General features: G+C 63.7%; 14 protein-coding genes. 4 read left to right on the top strand and 10 right to left on the bottom strand.

All coding sequences use genetic code 11. The features are described 5' to 3' along the window. Positions 1 to 810: 810 nt before the first annotated feature. Positions 811 to 1,242, bottom strand: a complete 432-nt coding sequence (locus tag MESCI2_RS0130175) for an OsmC family protein (RefSeq protein ID WP_027039722.1) — start codon at positions 1,240 to 1,242, stop codon at positions 811 to 813. Between the two features lie 55 nt (positions 1,243 to 1,297). Further along, complete coding sequence (cueR, locus tag MESCI2_RS0130170; protein WP_027039721.1) at positions 1,298 to 1,723, bottom strand: Cu(I)-responsive transcriptional regulator; 426 nt, start codon at positions 1,721 to 1,723, stop codon at positions 1,298 to 1,300. Positions 1,724 to 1,949: 226 nt separating this feature from the next. Between cueR and MESCI2_RS0130165 the strand changes: the two genes are divergently transcribed. Next, entirely contained in the window at positions 1,950 to 2,567 is a 618-nt protein-coding gene (locus MESCI2_RS0130165; protein WP_013528066.1) for a L,D-transpeptidase, read from the top strand. 111 nt (positions 2,568 to 2,678) lie between these two features. Here the strand turns inward: MESCI2_RS0130165 and MESCI2_RS0130160 are convergent, their stop codons facing one another. The 7 genes from MESCI2_RS0130160 to MESCI2_RS0130130 form a co-directional block, all read right to left on the bottom strand. After that, positions 2,679 to 3,005 (bottom strand): NIPSNAP family protein, encoded by a 327-nt coding sequence (locus MESCI2_RS0130160; RefSeq protein ID WP_027039720.1) that lies wholly within the window; start codon positions 3,003 to 3,005, stop codon positions 2,679 to 2,681. A gap of 83 nt (positions 3,006 to 3,088) precedes the next feature. After that, positions 3,089 to 3,658 (bottom strand): NifU family protein, encoded by a 570-nt coding sequence (locus tag MESCI2_RS0130155; RefSeq protein ID WP_023811631.1) that lies wholly within the window; start codon positions 3,656 to 3,658, stop codon positions 3,089 to 3,091. A gap of 187 nt (positions 3,659 to 3,845) precedes the next feature. Continuing rightward, the gene (locus tag MESCI2_RS0130150; protein ID WP_013528063.1) at positions 3,846 to 4,337 is read right to left on the bottom strand and encodes a universal stress protein; all 492 of its coding nucleotides are present in this window, start codon (positions 4,335 to 4,337) and stop codon (positions 3,846 to 3,848) included. 93 nt (positions 4,338 to 4,430) lie between these two features. Then, positions 4,431 to 5,498 (bottom strand): tryptophan--tRNA ligase, encoded by a 1,068-nt coding sequence (gene trpS, locus MESCI2_RS0130145; protein WP_027039719.1) that lies wholly within the window; start codon positions 5,496 to 5,498, stop codon positions 4,431 to 4,433. Positions 5,499 to 5,670: 172 nt separating this feature from the next. Continuing rightward, entirely contained in the window at positions 5,671 to 7,278 is a 1,608-nt protein-coding gene (gene murJ / locus MESCI2_RS0130140; RefSeq protein WP_027039718.1) for a murein biosynthesis integral membrane protein MurJ, read from the bottom strand. Between the two features lie 46 nt (positions 7,279 to 7,324). Beyond that, positions 7,325 to 10,126 (bottom strand): [protein-PII] uridylyltransferase, encoded by a 2,802-nt coding sequence (locus MESCI2_RS0130135; protein ID WP_027039717.1) that lies wholly within the window; start codon positions 10,124 to 10,126, stop codon positions 7,325 to 7,327. 79 nt (positions 10,127 to 10,205) lie between these two features. Continuing rightward, positions 10,206 to 11,024, bottom strand: a complete 819-nt coding sequence (locus MESCI2_RS0130130; RefSeq protein ID WP_027039716.1) for a glycosyltransferase family 25 protein — start codon at positions 11,022 to 11,024, stop codon at positions 10,206 to 10,208. A gap of 186 nt (positions 11,025 to 11,210) precedes the next feature. Here MESCI2_RS0130130 and MESCI2_RS0130125 point away from each other — a divergent pair, with 186 nt between their 5' ends. From MESCI2_RS0130125 to MESCI2_RS0130115, 3 genes are all read left to right on the top strand, one after another. Next, a complete protein-coding gene (locus MESCI2_RS0130125; protein ID WP_027039715.1) occupies positions 11,211 to 13,715 on the top strand; it encodes a heavy metal translocating P-type ATPase in 2,505 nt (834 codons plus the stop codon). A 42-nt stretch (positions 13,716 to 13,757) separates the two neighbouring features. After that, positions 13,758 to 14,147, top strand: a complete 390-nt coding sequence (gene copM / locus MESCI2_RS0130120) for a CopM family metallochaperone (protein ID WP_027039714.1) — start codon at positions 13,758 to 13,760, stop codon at positions 14,145 to 14,147. 84 nt (positions 14,148 to 14,231) lie between these two features. Next, positions 14,232 to 15,077 carry an aldo/keto reductase gene (locus tag MESCI2_RS0130115; protein ID WP_027039713.1) on the top strand — a complete coding sequence of 282 codons (846 nt, stop codon included), beginning with the start codon at positions 14,232 to 14,234 and terminating at the stop codon, positions 15,075 to 15,077. On the opposite strand, the gene mutS is transcribed toward MESCI2_RS0130115, so the two are convergent. After that, positions 15,078 to 17,807, bottom strand: a complete 2,730-nt coding sequence (gene mutS / locus MESCI2_RS0130110) for a DNA mismatch repair protein MutS (protein ID WP_027039712.1) — start codon at positions 17,805 to 17,807, stop codon at positions 15,078 to 15,080. It lies immediately after the preceding gene. Positions 17,808 to 17,941 lie beyond the last annotated feature (134 nt).

Genomic DNA, 17,941 nt, shown 5'->3' with positions numbered 1-17,941 from the left:
CGCAACCCATCTGCGGGTGATGCATGGCTCTGTGTAAATTAGCTAAAGCGAATATAAGCGAAAGGTGATATTTTGGAAGCAGCCGGGGCTCCCCCAATACACCCCGCTCCGGTCAGGCCCGGTGGCGGTCCACCCAAAGGAAGCTACCGGGCCGATCCTGCAACCAACCCCTGCTCCGTTCGTTGATCCCATGCCGGGTTGATCCCCCGGCACTCCAGGACCTGCCCGCTGCCGAGGGGCGGCGGGCCTTTTTTGCCGATTGGATTCAAGCCCGCAGCGATAGCGAAGGCTCCGGCGGATGCCGGAGCCTTCGCGTTTGGTGATCCCGTCAGAAGTGGATCCAGAAGGATCTGCGGAAACATCTGCGGCGCCAAGAACCATTGCGCCAATAGCGACGGCAGACCCGCCTCCACCCGCGTCGGCGACGGCGGCGGTGCCATCTGCGGTGCCGCACGAACTCGACGCCGTCCTGGACATCAGGACCATCCGGGTCGAGAATGTCGTCGGACGGTTTGTCGAGCTCATCGAGAATGCCGGGCCCCGTATTCGGGATGCCGGCCAAGGCGGTGGCAGGACGCGCGATTGCGACGACGGTCGCAGCCCCTGCCAGCCCAAGCATTCCAGTCAGAAACAATCGCCGATCCATGCCAACCTCCATCGTTGATCATTGCGACAAGGGGAGACATAGAGCGGCAGATTGACGCGCCCAGATGCCGAAGAAAATTAGGTTAATCGCTCTGCCGTGCTGGCGGTGGGCCTTTTTAGCGATCTCTGACAATCCACGCGGCCAAATGCGCCTGTTCCCGCTGATCATTCCTCCGACAAGCCGGTCGCCGTTGCGGCCGTTTCGATGCTCACCGGCACGCCCTGGCGCAGGGAGTTGCTGACCGTGGAAATCGCCGCGGCCCTCGTGATGATCTCCGCCGGGTCGGAGCCGTCCAGCGTCGTGCATGAAACCGTCATGGTTGACGAGGTCGCAAGCAAAGGCTTGCCTTCGAGGTTCAGCGTCACGGTCACGGCGATCTTGTCGAGCGTTACGCCCATTTCCGCGGCGACGTAGCGAAGGTCGTTGCAGAAGCAGCCGCCGATCGCCAGGGCGAGCAACTGGCCGCCATTGAAGCCCAGGCCCATGCCGCCGGCCTTGCCTTCGGGCCGGTCGACGATGATCGTGTGGCCGCCGGCCGAGCCCATGGCCGCCTGCGTGTCCTCCACATTGCGCAGTTCGACGGTCATCGAGACCATTGCGGATGTCCTCCCGGCAGGAGTCGACCAGGCGTCGGGCCTCGTCGACGTACGGTCATTGTGCAGGCGCAGAGGCGCCCTTGTCGCTGGGCAACGCCGCGCCCGCCATGTCATCAAGGATCGGACAATCCGGCCTTTCGTCGCCGTGGCAGGCATGGATCAGTTTCTGCAGCGTCGAGCGCATCGACTGCAACTCGCGCACTTTCTCCTCGATCGCCGTGACATGGGCGGCGGCGATTTCGCGCACGTTGTGGCTGGCGCGGCTGCGATCCTGGTAAAGCGCCATCAACTGGCGGCAATCGTCGATGGAAAAGCCGAGATTGCGCGCGCGGCGCAGGAAGGCCAGCCGATGGATGTCGTCTCCGGAATAATCGCGGTAGCCGTTGGCGGCGCGCGCCGGGGCGATCAGGCCGATCTCTTCATAGTAGCGGATGGTCTTGGCCGGCAGGCCGGAGCGGTGGGCAGCATCACCGACATTCATGACGGTTCTCCTCGATTTCCAGGAACCCATGGAGCAGGCCCTTTGAATTTGCTTCACAATCCTGTGAGTCCTGTGGCCAAAATGCCATAGTGATACGCTTACCGGTACGTCAAGGCAGGCATATAGGCATCGCGCGCTTGGCAAGCAAAGCAAATGCCAGCATGAATGACGATGAGAGAGCGGCCGACTCGTGCCGCCGAGTTTGGGCGGGGCACCGGATCACCTGATGCGCATGAAGTCGTTTGCAATCATCGCCGCACTGGCGCTCTCCACTGCTATCGCCGGTTGCAGCACCATCGGCTCGCAGATATTCTCCAACGACTACGGCGCGGTCACCGACGCGGGTTATCAGCTGCCGCGCATCCCGATCGAGAAAGTGCCGATGAAGTACCATCGGCAGGAAGTGAACTATGACAGCCCGGAAAAGCCGGGCACGATCATCGTCGATACCCAGAACAAGTTCCTCTACTTCATCGAGGGCGACGGAAGGGCCATTCGCTACGGCATCGGCGTCGGCCGCGAGGGCTTCGAGTGGCATGGCACCGCCCACATTGCGCTCAAGCGCGAATGGCCGACCTGGACGCCGCCGAGGCAGATGATCCAGCGCCAGCCGGAATTGGAAAAGTTTGCCGGCGGCATGGAGCCGGGCCTGAAGAACCCGCTCGGCGCGCGCGCCATGTACCTGTTCAACAAGGGCGGCGATTCAGGCTATCGCCTGCATGGCAGCCCGGAATGGAATTCGATCGGCAAGGCGATGTCGTCTGGCTGCATCCGCCTGATGAATCAGGACATTATCGACCTCTATGACCGCGCCTCGGTCGGCGCCAAGGTCATCGTTCTCTAGAGGCAGTTTTCGTACGCGGACCGTCTAGGCAACAACGGACGTCCCAAGCAGAAAACCGGGCAATTCGGCCCGGTTTTTTGTTGTTTGCGCGATGCGACGCCTGCTCGATGGTCAGGACACCGCCGAGAACGAGGTGGGAACCAAAATTTGGTTGGTGATTGTCTCGGTGATCTGGCCATCACGCTCGGAATCTTCCCGCGCCTGCGTCCAGGCGGGGTCCTTCACGAACGCCGTCCAGCGCTCTTCGCGTTCGGCCAGCGATTCCCATGCCAGCATGTAGGTCAGTTCGTTGTTCGAAGCACCGATCAGCGTGGTAAAGAAACCCGCTTGGCGGATACCGTGCTTTTCCCACAATTTGAGGGTGATCTTGTCGAAGCGATCAAGAAGCGCCGGCAAGCGTCCCGGCAAAGCCCGGTAAACCCGAAGTTCGTAGATCATTTTGGAGTTCCTTCTGGCCGATGCGCCGGAAGCGAAGAAAATCGGACCAGATGGTCAGCAGGGTAGAATTATCAAAGGGGGCGTCAGGAAACCTGCTCGACCTGCTGTACCTCCGGCACGAAATGGCGCAGAAGGTTCTGGATGCCGTGCTTCAGCGTCGCCGTCGAGGACGGGCAGCCGGCGCAGGCGCCCTTCATGTGCAGGAACACCGTGCCGTTCTCGAAGCCGCGGAAGGTGATGTCGCCGCCATCCTGGGCGACCGCCGGGCGCACCCGCGTGTCGAGCAGTTCCTTGATGGTGATGACCAGCTCCTCGTCGGCCTTGTCGTAGAACTCACCGGTCTGGCTGGTCTCGGCGGCCGGGCCAGCCTTGGCCATGACGGGCGCGCCGGACATGAAATGCTCCATGATGGCGCCGAGGATCGCCGGCTTCAGATGCTGCCAGTCGGGGCCATCCTTGGTCACGGTGATAAAGTCATAGCCGAAGAAAACGCCGGTGACGCCAGGAATTTCGAACAGCCGGCCGGCCAGCGGCGAGGCGACGGCGGCGCTGTCGGCATCGCGGAAATCGGCGGTGCCTTCCAGAAGCACTTCCTTGCCGGGCAGGAATTTCAGCGTCGCCGGGTTTGGCGTCGATTCGGTCTGGATGAACATGGCCGTCTCCGTGCCCGTTTGGGCATCTAGTTTGGAACAATTCTAAATAGGCTCAATTGGCTGGACATTCAAGCGAAACGCATCGCCGGAACAGCTGGCTGGCGGAATGTTTTTTCGAACCCCAGGGACGCGCCCGAAGGTGTGTTGAGATTCAGGTCAGGCCGGCTCACCTGAATATCAGCACACCTCAGGCCAGGCTGTCTATTTCCTCATCCGACAGGTTCTGCGGCACGACGGTCACCGGGATCGGGAAGGCGGCACCCTTGCCGGCGACGGCGCCGACCAGCGGCCCCGGGCCTTCCTTGCCCGCACCGGCGGCCAGCACCAGGATGGCTATGTCCTGGTCTTCCTCGATCAATTTGTGGATCTCTTCCGTCGGCTTACCTTCGCGCACCACCATCTCGGGCTCGATGCCGAGCTTCTGGCGCACCTTGTTGGCATAGCTGTCGAGTGCGGCGCGCGCCGTGGCGTTGGCTTCCTCGCGCATGATCTTCTCGACACCCAGCCAATGCTGGAAATCGTCCGGCACGATGACATAGAGCAGCACCAGCGTGCCGCTGGTGCTCTGCGCCCGTTTCGAGGCATAGGCGACGGCCCGCTCGCATTCCGGCGTGTCGTCGATGATCGTCAGGAATTTCCTGCGATGGCCGGCTTCGCGGCTGAGGCGTTTCGAGACCATGTCTATCTACTCGGTGTCTTGCGGCCGCAATCTGCCACTGCGGCGGACCGGCGGCAAGCCGCCGGCCTTGTGCCAGTGCAGCCGATGTCGCGATCAGCCCTGCAGCAGGCCGATAATGTCGCGCACCGTCTTCATCGTCGCTTCGGCCAGCACGCCGGCGCGCTCGCCGCCATCCTTGAGCACCGCGTCGACATAGGCGCGGTCATCCGAAATGCGGCGCATCTCGCTGGCGATCGGCGCCAGTTTTTCCACTGCAAGATCGGCCAAGGCCGGCTTGAACACGGAAAACTGCTGGCCGGCGAATTCCTTGAGTACATCCGCCTTCGACATCTCGGCGAGACCCGCATAGATGCCGACCAGGTTCTCCGCCTCGGGTCGGCCGGCCAGGCCGTCCAGCTCGCTCGGCAACGCTTCCGGATCGGTCTTGGCCTTGCGGATCTTCTTCGAGATGTCGTCGGCATCGTCGGTCAGGTTGATGCGCGACAAATCCGACGGGTCCGATTTGGACATTTTCTTGGAGCCGTCGCGCAGCGACATGATGCGCGCGGCCGGCCCGCCGATGACCGGCTCGGTCAGCGGGAAATAGCCGTTCACGGTCTCTTCGCCGACCTGCATCTCGACGCCGACGCCAAGGGCCGCGATGCGGTCGGAGAAGTCATTGTTGAACTTCTGCGCGATGTCGCGGGTGAGTTCCAGATGCTGCTTCTGGTCCTCACCGACAGGGACGTGGGTGGCACGGTAGAGCAGGATGTCGGCCGCCATCAGCGACGGATATGCGAGCAGGCCGAGCGAGGCGTTCTCGCGATCCTTGCCGGCCTTGTCCTTGAACTGCGTCATGCGGTTCATCCAGCCGATGCGCGCCACGCAATTGAAGATCCAGGCAAGCTCGGCGTGCTGCATGACCCGCGACTGGTTGAAGACGATGTGCTTCTTCGGGTCGATGCCCGAGGCCAGGAACGCAGCGGTGATCGACCGCGTCTGATCGGCCAGGTCTTCATAAACGAGCTGGGCTGTCAGCGAATGCAGGTCGACGACGCAATAGATGCAATCGGAGGTGTCTTGCAGGGCAACGAATTTCTTGATGGCGCCGAGATAGTTGCCGAGGTGCAGATTGCCGGTCGGCTGGACACCGGAAAAGACGAGTGGCTTGAAGGCGGTCATGATTGTCCTCATGGCTTGTGGAGGGCCGTATAAGCGTGATTCCGAAAAGTTGCAGACTTTTCGGAGCCAATCACGCGGCTGGAAACCGCGCGCGGCGAAAGTCTTGCGACGGCGCGCTTATGGACGAAGACGGCGCTGCGATCAAGGCGGCGCTGCGGGCGTGTCGGGCGCTCTACTCGTCCAGGTCGGTCTTTGCGACCGGTGGCGCCGACTTGCCCGATCCCCGCTTGACGTTGCGCCGGATCATGCCGAAATCGGCGCCGCCTGTGGCAAAGGCCGTGATGAAATAAAGCAGCGCTCCGCCGGCAACCAGCGACAGCAGCGTCGTCGCCTTGACGACCAGCGGCGAACCCGGCCCGAGCCTGACGGCGAACCAGTGTTCGGCAAAATAGAGCGCCGCTCCCATCACGATCGCCGACAGCACCAGCCGCGGAATGCGTTTCATCAGCGGCACGTCGCGGCCCCAATGGCCGCGCCGGATCAGGACGCCGAGCAGCATCACCGCGTTGACCCAGCCGGCGACGGCCGAGGCCACCGCAATGCCGGGCGCGCCCATCCGTGGAAACAGCGTCAGCGCCGTGGTGACGTTCACCGCCACCGAGATGGCGGCAAAGATCATCGGCGTGCGCGTGTCCTCTCGGGCGAAATAGCCCGGGGTGAACGCCTTGATCAGCACGAAGGCCGGCAGGCCGAGGCCGAAGATCGCCAGGATCGCCGCCACTGTCGGCGTCGAGCCGTTGGCGGCGAACGCGCCGCGCTCATAGACCAGCCGCACGATCGGCTCCGACATCACCCAGAGTGCCGCGGCTGCCGGCAGCGTCAGGAACAGCGTGAACTCGACCGAGCGGTTCTGCAGATTGGCCGCCTCGATCAGATTGCCCGACTTCAGCGCCCGCGACAGTTCGGGCAACAGCACGATCGCCACCGCAACACCGACCACGCCGAGCGGCAACTGGTAGATGCGGTCGGCATAGGCGAGCGAGGAGACCGCGCTGTTCTGCGCCGAGGCGATTGCCGTGCCGATCAACTGGTTGATCTGGGTGATGCCGCCGGTGATGGCCGCCGGCAGCGCCAGGATCAGCAGCCGCTTGACGGCGGGCGTCATTTTGGGACGACGGAAGCCTATCGAGATGCCGGCATGGCGCACCGCCACCCAGACGATTGCCAGTTGCACCAGTCCGGCGGCAAGCACGCCCCAGGACAGCCCGTAGCCGACGGTGAGGGCATCCGAGCCCTTGTACCAGGCATAGGCGAGCACGCCGATCAGGATGATGTTGAGGAACACCGGGGCCACCGCGGCGGCAAAATAGCGGCGCAGCGAATTCAGCATGCCCGCCATCATGGCGCCCAGCGACATGCAGATCAGATAGGGGAACATGATCGTCGCCAGCGTCACCGTGGTGTCGAACTTCCCCGGCGTGCCGGCAAAACCCGGCGCCACCAGATAGCGCACGATCAGCGGCATCGACAGTTCCATGATGATGGTCAGCGCCAGCAGCGCCGTGAACAGCACGCCGAACACTTCCTCGGAAAAGCGCTTGGCGCCTTCGGTGCCGTGGGTCTCGATCTCCTTGGCGAACAGCGGCACGAAGGCGGCGTTGAAGGCGCCTTCGGCAAACAGCCGGCGAAAGGTGTTGGGAAACTGGAAGGCGGCGTTGAAGGCATCGGCGACCGGTCCGGTACCGAGTGCGGCAGCCATCAGCATCTCGCGGCCGAAACCGAGCGCGCGGCTCATCAGCGTGCCGGAAGCGACCGTTGCGAATTTCTTGACGAGGCTCATGCTTTTGGGAACTGCCTGCGCAATTGGGACAAAGTGATGGTCGTTGTCACTCGGCCGCCGCCCTGGACTTGCCGCCGCGCTCGGGCACGATGCCTTCGAGCGTTGCCATCAGCCGGTTGCGGATGGTGGCGATGCGGGCCGGGCTGTCTATCTTCTGGCCAGTGAGATCGGTGACATAGAAAGTGTCGATGACCTTTTCGCCGAAGGTGGTGATGTGGGCCGATGCGATGTCGAGCGACAGGTCGGAAAGCGTTCCGGTGATCTCCGACAGCAGCCCCGGCCGATCGAGGCCCTCGACCTCGATGACCGAAAAACGGTTCGACAGCGTGTTGCGGATTTCGGCGCGCGGCGGGATCTTGAACACCTTGGAGCCGCGCCGCGGCTTGGTGCGCTTCTCGATCATTTCCGGCAGCCAGCTCTTGCCCGACAGCACGTCCTCGATCAGCCGGCCGACACGCTCGGCACGCCGGCGCTCGTCCTCGTCGCGATCGAATTCTCTGCTGATCAGGATCGTGTCGAGCGCGCGGCCATCCGACGTCGTGAAGATCTGCGCGTCGACAATGTTGCCGCCGGCTCCGGCGCAAGCCCCGGCGATGACCGAGAGCAGGCGGGGGTGGTCCTGCGCCAGCACGGTGATTTCGGTCACCGCCTCGAACTGGTGGGTCTTGACCATGGTGGCAAGCTTGTTGCCTGACACGTCGGCTTCGCGGATGAACTCGGCATGGCGCAACTGGTCTGCGAGATCGACGGTCAAAAGGTAGTTCTCGTAGTGCTGGCCGACATAGCGCTTGCGGGCCTTGTCCGGCCAGTCGGCAAGCGCCTCGGCCAGACGCTCGCGCGCCGCCGCCGTGCGCTGGGCGCGCGACACTTCCGAAAACCCGCCGGTCAGCAGCAGTTCGGTCTCGTAATAGAGTGTGCGCAGCAGCTGGCCCTTCCAGCCGTTCCAGACACCGGGTCCAACGCCCCTGATGTCGCAGACGGTGAGGATCAAAAGCAGCTTCAGCCGCTCGACCGACTGCACGATCGCAGCAAAATCCTCGATGGTCTTGCGGTCGTTGAGGTCGCGGGTCTGCGCCGTCATCGACATCACGAGGTGGTTCTCGACCAGCCAGGCCACGGTTTCGGTATCGGCAGGCGACAGCCCCATATGCGGGCAGATGCGACGGGCGATCCTGGCCCCGGCCTCGGAATGGTCCTCCGGCCTGCCTTTGGCGATGTCGTGCAGCAGTACGGCGACATAGAGCGCCTCGCGGCTCTTCTTCAGGCCCGGCATCAGCGTGTGCGACAGGGGGTGGACCTTTTCGCCGTCGCCGCGCTCGATCTCGGCCAGCACGCCGATGCAGCGGATCAGGTGCTCGTCCACCGTATAGTGGTGGTACATCGAGAACTGCATCATGGCGACGATCTTGCCGAAATCCGGGATCAGCCTGCCGAGCAGTCCGGCTTCATTCATGCGACGCAGATTGAGTTCGGCATTGCGATCCGAGGTCAATATGTCGAGGAACAGCCGGTTGGCCTCCTCGTCGCGCCGCAGCGACTTGTTGATCAGGCCGAGCGAACGGGTCAGCAGCTTCAGCGCGTCAGGATGGAATTCCAGACCGTGCTTGTCGGCGAACCAGAACAGCCTGAGCAGATTGACCGGATCGCGCTCGAACACCTGGTCGTCGGCGATGTTGATGCGGTGGTTGTCGACAATGAAGTCGGAAGTGCCGGCCAGCTTGCGTTTGCGCCTGGAGAAAGTCAGGAAGATGCGGTTGAAGCCAGGCACGTGCTTGGCCTGCTCTTCCTCCAGCGCCGCGCAGAAGATGCGGGTCAGGTCGCCGACGTCCTTGGCGACGAGGAAGTAGTGCTTCATGAAGCGCTCGACCGCCGACAGGCCGGGGTGCGTGGTGTAGCCGAGCCTTTCGGCGATCTCGCGCTGGATGTCGAAATGCAGCCGTTCCTCGGCCTTGCCGGTGAGGAAATGCATGTGGCAGCGTACCGCCCACAGGAAATCCTCGGCCTTCTGGAATTCGCGGTACTCGCCCTCGGTGAAGACGCCCTTGTCGACCAGTTCCTCGCCGGTGCGCACCCGATAGAAATATTTGCCGATCCAGAACAGCGTCTGCAGGTCGCGCAGGCCGCCCTTGCCGTCCTTGACGTTGGGCTCGACCAGATAGCGGCTTTCGCCGGCCTTGGCATGGCGGTCATCGCGTTCGGCAAGCTTGGCCTGGACATATTCGGGGCCGGTCGTGCGCACCACCTCATGGTCGAACCGCAGCATCAGTTCATCATAGAGCTTTTCCTCGCCCCACAGGAAACGTGCTTCGAGGATCGAGGTGCGAATGGTGACATCGGTGCGCGACAGGCGCAGGCATTCGTCGATATTACGGGTGGCGTGGCCGACCTTCAGCCCCAGGTCCCACAGCATGTAGAGCATGTATTCGACTGTCTGTTCGCCCCACGGCGTCTGCTTGTAGGGCAGCAGGAACAACAGGTCGATGTCGGATCCGGGCGCCAGCGTTCCACGGCCGTAGCCGCCCACAGCGACCACGGCCATGCGCTCCGCCGAAGACGGGTTCTTGACCCGGTAGACGTGGGTGACGGCGAAATCGTAAAGCGCCCGGATGATCTCGTCCATGAGATGCGACAGCCGCGCCGCGCAGGCGCTGCCGCCGCCATCGTCCATCAGCATGCGTTCGGCAATGGCGCGCCCTTCCGCCAGCCGTCCCTTGAGCAGTTGGAGCACGCCGTTGCGCGCGGCCTGCCCTGAGCCGTCGCCCGCCGTGGCCGCGGTCAGCGCGGTCATCTCGCGGCGCAAGGCTTCGCCGTCGATCAATTCATCGAGCTTCAGGGAGATTCTTGCCATATACCCAGCCGGCCTTGCCGTTTCGGCGGCGTCTATAGCGCGTTTTCGCGGCGCTGGGTATGGGGCGTTGAAAGCCGGTTCAAGACCCGGCTGAACTTTGGCTCGGATAGATAAATGGAATGACCATTCTCCGCTTCAGCCGACAGAAATCGACAATGCGCTTGCCTATACGCCGAGCCTCGGCTTTTCCCTTCGCTATGACTGTCTTTCTGCGTCTCGCGGTCCCGGCGGCGCACTGGATATCCCGCTTTTCCCTGAGCAGGCTTGGCAATTGGAGCGCCCTGTCACCAAGGAACTGATCTTGCGCGCAGAGCGCAGGAACAAGCTGGTAGATCGTCTCGCCTCGCAAAACCGAAAACTCCGGGTTGAAGACAAGGTCGTCGACAGCGATGCCGATCTCCTCGGTGGCCTTGATCAGGTCGAGCGCGGTTTGCCTGGAGATGATGTAGCCGGCGGTTCCTATATGTCCGGCGTCGAGTTTGGATGTGGAAAAGCCGTGACCGATGGCAATGCGCTTGCGTCGGATCACGGTCTTACAGAAGTAGCTTTCGAGCTTGACGACTTCGGCATCGGCTGGGATCCAGTCGCTGTCGCGAAGCAATGCGCCGGCTTTTGCGGCAAAGACGATGTCGTCCTCGAAAATCGCCCCGTAGCGAGCGTCGCCTTGCGCGATGGCTGCCCAGCAGGCCCGGTGACTGAGCAGGCAGGCGATCTCGCCGTCAGTCAATGGCAGCCTGTTCCGATATCCGACATTTTGCGGCAGCTGGTCCAGCTCCGGCCGATCCCGTGCGTCGATGGCCTGAACGCGTTCGAATGGGACGCCGATGCGGGCAAACTCCGCCGTCACGCGGGCAAGGCGATCGGGAGACCGATCGAGATTGATGACCAGACGCTTCATTGCCAAAGAAATCTCACCCCCCGGGACGCTCGCTCTCTAGCAGGCGTGGTGTTGCCGCGTGAGACTTTTTCTGGGGTGGATGGACGCGCCGTGAACCGGAGAAGAAAAGTCGAAACAGCCCTTGACCTTCCAGTTACTGGAAGCCCTATCTCCACGTCACACACCGATCCATCGAGGCATTTTCGAATGACGCATTCCGATCACGATCATCACGCGCACGGTAGCTTCTGCTCGACAAAAGGCGCCGTGCCCACCACGAAGAGCGTCGTCCGCGACCCGGTCTGCGGCATGACTGTCGATCCGGCCGCCGGCAAGCCGACGGCCGAGCATGATGGCCAGCTCTATCATTTCTGCAGCCAGGGCTGCCGCACGAAATTCGTCGCCGAACCGGAAAAATTCCTGACCGCCACCGATCCGGTCTGCGGCATGAGCGTCGACCGCGCGACAGCCAGTCACTTTGCCCGCCACGAAGGCCAGGGCTTCTATTTCTGCTCGGCCGCTTGCCAGGCGAAATTCGAGGCGGAGCCGCAAAAATATCTCGGCGGCAGGCCAGCACCGCAGCCGATGCCCAAGGGCACGCAATACACCTGCCCGATGCACCCGGAGATCGTCCGCGACAAGCCCGGATCCTGCCCGAAATGCGGCATGGCGCTGGAGCCGATGGGCGTACCAACGGGTGACGAGGGTCCCAATCCGGAACTGGTCGATTTCACCAGGCGATTCTGGGTCAGTGCCGCTCTATCCGTCCCTTTGCTGGTCGTCGCCATGGCGCCGATGCTCGGCCTGACTTTCCAGGCTTTTGTCGACGAGCGGACGAAGGTCTGGCTTGAGCTGGCATTGGCCAGCCCCGTCGTGTTGTGGGCGGCACTGCCTTTCTTCCACCGCGGCTGGGACTCGCTGGTCAACCGCAGCCCCAACATGTGGACGCTGATCTCGCTCGGCGTCGGCGCTGCCTATCTCTACAGTGTCGTCGCCACGCTGTTTCCCGACATTTTCCCGCATCAGTTCCGCGGCCATGGCGGTGCGGTGCCGGTTTATTTCGAGGCTGCCGCCGTCATCGTCGCGCTGGTCTTCCTTGGCCAGGTGCTGGAGCTGCGCGCCCGTGAAAAGACCGGTTCGGCGATCCGCGCCTTGCTCGATCTCGCACCGAAGACAGCGCGGCTGATCGCCGCCGATGGTTCCGAAAACGACGTGCCCCTCGACGCCGTCAAGGCCGGCGATCGCTTGCGCATTCGCCCCGGTGACGCCGTGCCGGTCGATGGCACGGTGCTGGAAGGGCGATCCTCGCTCGACGAATCGATGATCACGGGCGAGCCGTTGCCGGTCGAGAAGGTCGAGGGCGATGCGCTGACCGGCGGCACGCTCAACAGACAAGGTTCGCTGATCATGCGCGCCGAGCGGATCGGCGCCGAGACGACGCTGGCGCGCATTGTCGAACTCGTCGCCAAGGCGCAGCGCTCACGCGCCCCAATTCAAGGGCTGGCCGATCGCGTTTCTTTCTACTTTGTCCCGGCCGTCGTCCTTGTCGCGATTGCCGCCTTCATAGCGTGGGCCGTGTTTGGACCCGAGCCCAGCCTGATCTTTGCCATCGTCTCGGCGGTGTCGGTGCTGATCATCGCTTGTCCCTGTGCGCTCGGCCTCGCCACGCCGATGTCGATCATGACCGCCACCGGGCGCGGGGCGCATGCCGGCGTGCTGATCAAGGAGGCCGCAGCACTCGAACGCTTCGCTTCCGTCGACACGCTGATCGTCGACAAAACGGGTACGCTGACCGAAGGCCGGCCGAAACTGACCGATGTCGTCGCGGCAAACGGCGTCTCCGAAGACGAATTGCTGGCGCTTGCCGCGGGCCTGGAGAAAGGCTCGGAGCATCCGCTGGCCGAGGCCATCGTCGACGGCGCTGCTGCGCGCGGTGTGACCGTTGCCGAGGCCACCGCCTTCGAGGCGGTCACCGGCAAGGGCGTGTCCGGTTCGGTCTCGGGAAAGACGGTCGCGCTCGGCAATGCCGCGATGATGGCGGACCTTGGCGTCGACATCGCATCCATCTCGGCCAAGGCCGAGGCGTTGCAACTCGAAGGCAAGACGGCGATGTTCGTCGCTGTCGACAAGAAGCTGGCCGGCATCGTCGCCGTCGCCGACCCTATCAAGGCAACGACGGCCGAGGCGATCAAGGCGCTGCATGAAAGCGGCTTGCGCATCATCATGGCGACCGGCGACAATGAACGCACGGCCAACGCGATCGCCAGAAGCCTCGGCATCGACGAGGTCCGCGCCGGCCTGCTGCCGGAACAGAAGGCAGCCCTTGTCGAGGAACTGCGCGCAAAGGGCGCCGGCGTTGCCATGGCCGGCGACGGCGTCAACGACGCACCGGCGCTTGCAGCTGCCGATGTCGGCATCGCCATGGGCACTGGCGCCGATGTCGCTGTCGAAAGCGCCGGCATCACTCTGGTCAAGGGCGACCTCAATGGTATCGTGCGCGCCCGCACGCTGGCCCAGGCGACGATCCGCAACATCCGCCAGAACCTGTTCTTTGCCTTCCTCTACAATGTGCTTGGCGTGCCGGTCGCCGCCGGCGTGCTCTATCCGCTCACCGGCACGCTTCTGTCGCCGATGCTGGCAGCGGCGGCGATGAGTCTGTCCTCGGTGTCCGTGATCGCAAACGCATTGCGGCTGAGAACATTGAAACTCTGATCCAAACCCCCAAATACGAAACCATCCAACAGGAGACCATGAATGACCTTCGCCAAAAAAATCGTGCTGCTGCTGATGGCGGCTGGAATGCTGGTTGCCGTCTTCCTCGAAAGCGTTCCGGCGCAAAGTGAGGAAATGAAACACGACATGGGCGCTATGGCGGATCCGACCAGCCCTTCGACGGAAGGCTACAAGGCGGCGATGGACAAGATGCATGCCGACATGATGGCGTCCGACTATACCGGCAATGCCGACGTCGATTTCGTCAGAGGCATGATCCCGCACCATCAGGGTGCGATCGACATGGCCAAGGTCGAACTTGCCAACGGCAAGGACCCGGAAATCCGCAAGCTCGCCGAAGGCGTCATCGCCGCGCAGGAAGCCGAGATCAAGCAGATGCAGGCCTGGCTCGCCGCCCATCCGGTGAAGTAAGTCTTCAGCCATCGCCGGCGCGGCGAGAACGCCTCTGGATTTCTCGTCCAGCCTGTGATGCGATCGGCCCAAATGGAGCGCGCCATGCCGTCGACCATCAGAACCACCAAACTGCCGTCAGGCGAAGCCGTTCAGGTGCTTGGCCAGGGCACATGGAAGATGGGCGAGGATATCAGCCGCCGTGCCGATGAGGTCAACGCCCTCAAGCTCGGCCTCGACCTCGGCATCACATTGATCGACACCGCCGAAATGTATGCCAGCGGCGGCGCCGAGGAGGTGGTGGCCGAAGCCATTGCCGGGCGCCGCGACGAGACGTTCCTGGTTTCGAAAGTTCTACCATCGAACGCTTCGCGCGCGGGCGTGCAGCGCGCCTGCGAAAACAGCCTGAAGCGCCTGCGCACCGACCGCATCGACCTCTATCTGTTGCATTGGCCCGGCAGCGTGCCGCTGGCGGAAACGGTCGCGGCCTTCGAGGCCCTGAAAAAGGCCGGCAAGATCCGCCACTGGGGCGTCAGCAATTTCGACACCGACGAGATGGAAGAGCTGATTGGCGTGCCCAATGGCAACAATGTCCAGACCAACCAGGTGCTTTACAATCTGGTCCGGCGCGGCCTCGAATTCGACCTGGCGCCCTGGAGCCGGCAGCGCAACATTCCGCTGATGGCCTATTCGCCGGTTGAGCAGGGCGCGTTGGCGCGCAATGCCAGGCTCGACGCGGTCGCCGCTCGCCACGATGCGACCTCCGCGCAGATCGCCCTGGCCTGGGTGGTGCATCAGGAGGGCGTCATCGCCATCCCGAAGGCCAGCAGCCAGGAGCATGTCCGCCAGAACGTCGCGGCGCTCGACATCAAGCTGACGCCGCAGGACATCGCCGATCTCGACCGCGCCTTCCCGCCACCAGCGCGCAAGCGCGGGCTGGAGATGATCTGACTACGTCCCCGCCAACCCTTTTAGCCGGTAGAGCGCTTCCAGCGCCTCGCGTGGCGTCATTTCGTCCGGGTTGATGTCGCCAAGTGCCGCGCCCAGCACGTCGCTCTTGATCGGCCTCAGTGCTTCCCGCTTCACCGCCACCGAAAACAGCGGCAAATCGTCCACCAGCCGGTTCGTCTTGCCCGAAACCTCACCTTCCTCAAGTTGGTGCAGCACTTCCTTGGCCCGGTCGACCACCGCTTCCGGCAGGCCGGCCAGCCGTGCCACCTGCACGCCGTAGGAGCGGTCGGCGGCCCCCTTGCCGACCTCGTGCAGGAAGACGACGTCGTTTTCCCATTCCTTGACCCGCATGGTGACGTTGGAGAGCCGCGCCAGCTTGCCGGCCAGCGAGGTCATTTCGTGAAAGTGAGTAGCGAAGATCGCCCGGCAGCGGTTCTTCTCATGCAGATATTCCACGGCCGCCCACGCGATCGACAGGCCATCGAAAGTGGCGGTGCCGCGGCCGATCTCGTCGAGGATCACCAGTGCGCGTTCACCGGCCTGGTTGAGGATCGCCGCCGTCTCGACCATCTCGACCATGAAGGTCGAGCGGCCGCGCGCCAGATCGTCCGAGGCGCCGACCCGCGAGAACAGCCGGTCGACGACGCCGATATGGGCGGATGTCGCCGGCACGAAGGAGCCGGTCTGGGCCAGGATGGCGATCAGTGCGTTCTGCCGCAGGAAGGTCGATTTACCGCCCATGTTCGGGCCGGTCAAAAGCCAGATCGCGCCGTTCCGGGCAGCTCCCTCCGGCGACAGGTCGCAATCATTGGCGACGAACGGGCCTTCGCCGGAGCGGCGCAGCGCCTGCTCCACCACCGGATGCCGCCCGCCGGCAATCTCGAAAGCAAGGCTCGAATCCACCACCGGCCGGCACCAGGCTTCGCTTTCCGACAGAAGCGCGAGTGCCGCCGATACGTCGAGCACGGCCAGCGCATCCGCACCGGCGCGGATCTTTTCCGCCTCGCCAACCGCTTCCGCCGTCAGCGCATCGAAGGCGGCAAGCTCGATGCTGAGCGCCCGGTCTGCTGCATTGGCGATCTTGGTCTCGAGTTCGGCAAGCTCGGTCGTGGTGAAGCGCATGGCGTTGGCCATGGTCTGACGATGGATGAAGCGCGCCTTGGCGCCATCGCTGCCGGTCATCACCGCATGGTGGTTGGCGGTCACTTCGATGTAGTAGCCGAGCACATTGTTGTGCCGGATTTTCAGCGAGCGGATGCCGGTCTCGTCGATCAGCGAGCGCTCCAGCCCGGCGATCACTTTTCGCGATTCGTCGCGCAGCGCCCGCATCTCGTCGAGATCGGCATGGTAGCCGCTGCGCACGAAGCCGCCATCGCGCTTGAGCAGCGGCAGCTCGTCGCCGAGCGCCTGCGTCAGATGCTGGGCCAGCGCTTGGGGCAGTGCATGGATGGCGGCGAGTGCGGCCGTCAATTCCTGCGGCAAGGCGGTCGCGGCGAAAATCTCGGCGATCGCGCCTGCCGCCTCGAAGCCGGCGCGCAGCGCGCCGAGGTCGCGCGGCCCGCCCCGGTTGAGCGCCAGCCTGGACAGCGCGCGCGGCATGTCGGCGACGCTCTTCAGGCTTGATCGCACCGCCTGGCAGAGCCGCGTTTCGGAGCGGAAGAACGACACCGAATCCAGCCTGGCGCCGATCGCCACCGGGTCGGTCAGCGGCGCCATCAGCCGGTCGGCGAGCAGCCTTGCGCCGCCGCCGGTGACCGTGCGGTCGATCGCCTTGAACAGCGAGCCTTCGCGGCTGCCCGACAGCGTGCGTAAGAGTTCGAGATTGCCGCGTGTTGCCGGGTCGATGAACAGGGTCGAGCCCTGCTCTTCGCGTTCGGGCCGCGACAGCGGCGGGCGCTCGGCCTTCTGCGTCTTCTCGACATAGGCGATGGCGCCGGAGATCGCCGACAGTTCGGCGCGCGAAAAGGCGCCAAAGCTATCCGGTGTCGCCACATCGAAGAAGCGGGCGATGCGTCCGGTGGCCGACGCCGAGTCGAACAGAGACGGCGGCTGCGGGCTGGCAACGCGGCCGAGCACGTCGAACACCGGCTTCAGCTCCGGATCATGGAACACCGGCTCGGCAACGATCAGTTCGCGTGGATCGACACGGAAGATGTCGGCCAAAAGCCGGTCGGCAGTGGTATCCGTAACGCGGAAGGCGCCGGTCGAGATGTCGATCCAGGCCAGCGCGAAGCTGTGATCGGCTCCACCCTTCACCCGCCCCAGTGCCATCAGGAAACTCGATTCCGACGGCGCCAGCAATTTGTCCTCGGTGATGGTGCCCGGTGTCACCAGCCGCACGACGTCGCGGCGCACCACCGATTTGCCGCCGCGTTTCTTGGCCTCGGCCGGATCCTCGATCTGTTCGCAGACGGCGACGCGGAAACCCTGGCCGATCAGCTTTTGCAGATAGTCGTCGGCGGCATGCACCGGCACCCCGCACATCGGAATGTCGAGCCCTTGATACTTCCCCCGTTTGGTCAGAACGATACCCAGCGCCCGGCTCGCCTTCTCGGCGTCGTCGAAGAACAGCTCGTAGAAATCGCCCATGCGATAGAACAGCAGCGAATCGGGGTTCGCCGCCTTGATCTCGATGAATTGCTCGATCATCGGCGTGGCGCCGGCGTGGGCGGTGGGCACCGGCGTCATCGCCTCGGGGGCGTCTGGCTCGTTCGGGCTGTGCATGTTCATGCGCGGCACGCTAGCAGATGTGATGATGCGGTTTAATGCCGGCGCTTCGAAAAACAGGGGACGACGGGAGGCAGCTTGTCCGCAATTGCCGATGCGGACGGCGATTCCGGCGCACTGGCGGTTTACACGCGGCG

Source organism: Mesorhizobium ciceri WSM4083 (assembly GCF_000519305.1).
Classification (GTDB): Bacteria; Pseudomonadota; Alphaproteobacteria; order Rhizobiales; family Rhizobiaceae; genus Mesorhizobium; species Mesorhizobium ciceri_B.
The sequence above is the reverse complement of the archived record's forward strand: the minus strand, read 5'-3'. Positions and strand labels throughout refer to the sequence as shown.

What these genes read in the sequence shown, in the direction of transcription:
- MESCI2_RS0130175 (WP_027039722.1), bottom strand. Translation starts at nt 1,242, where the DNA reads ATGGTCTCGATGACCGTCGAACTGCGCAATGTGGAGGACACGCAGGCG.
- cueR (WP_027039721.1), bottom strand. Translation starts at nt 1,723, where the DNA reads ATGAATGTCGGTGATGCTGCCCACCGCTCCGGCCTGCCGGCCAAGACC.
- MESCI2_RS0130165 (WP_013528066.1), top strand. Translation starts at nt 1,950, where the DNA reads ATGCGCATGAAGTCGTTTGCAATCATCGCCGCACTGGCGCTCTCCACT.
- MESCI2_RS0130160 (WP_027039720.1), bottom strand. Translation starts at nt 3,005, where the DNA reads ATGATCTACGAACTTCGGGTTTACCGGGCTTTGCCGGGACGCTTGCCG.
- MESCI2_RS0130155 (WP_023811631.1), bottom strand. Translation starts at nt 3,658, where the DNA reads ATGTTCATCCAGACCGAATCGACGCCAAACCCGGCGACGCTGAAATTC.
- MESCI2_RS0130150 (WP_013528063.1), bottom strand. Translation starts at nt 4,337, where the DNA reads ATGGTCTCGAAACGCCTCAGCCGCGAAGCCGGCCATCGCAGGAAATTC.
- trpS (WP_027039719.1), bottom strand. Translation starts at nt 5,498, where the DNA reads ATGACCGCCTTCAAGCCACTCGTCTTTTCCGGTGTCCAGCCGACCGGC.
- murJ (WP_027039718.1), bottom strand. Translation starts at nt 7,278, where the DNA reads ATGAGCCTCGTCAAGAAATTCGCAACGGTCGCTTCCGGCACGCTGATG.
- MESCI2_RS0130135 (WP_027039717.1), bottom strand. Translation starts at nt 10,126, where the DNA reads ATGGCAAGAATCTCCCTGAAGCTCGATGAATTGATCGACGGCGAAGCC.
- MESCI2_RS0130130 (WP_027039716.1), bottom strand. Translation starts at nt 11,024, where the DNA reads ATGAAGCGTCTGGTCATCAATCTCGATCGGTCTCCCGATCGCCTTGCC.
- MESCI2_RS0130125 (WP_027039715.1), top strand. Translation starts at nt 11,211, where the DNA reads ATGACGCATTCCGATCACGATCATCACGCGCACGGTAGCTTCTGCTCG.
- copM (WP_027039714.1), top strand. Translation starts at nt 13,758, where the DNA reads ATGACCTTCGCCAAAAAAATCGTGCTGCTGCTGATGGCGGCTGGAATG.
- MESCI2_RS0130115 (WP_027039713.1), top strand. Translation starts at nt 14,232, where the DNA reads ATGCCGTCGACCATCAGAACCACCAAACTGCCGTCAGGCGAAGCCGTT.
- mutS (WP_027039712.1), bottom strand. Translation starts at nt 17,807, where the DNA reads ATGAACATGCACAGCCCGAACGAGCCAGACGCCCCCGAGGCGATGACG.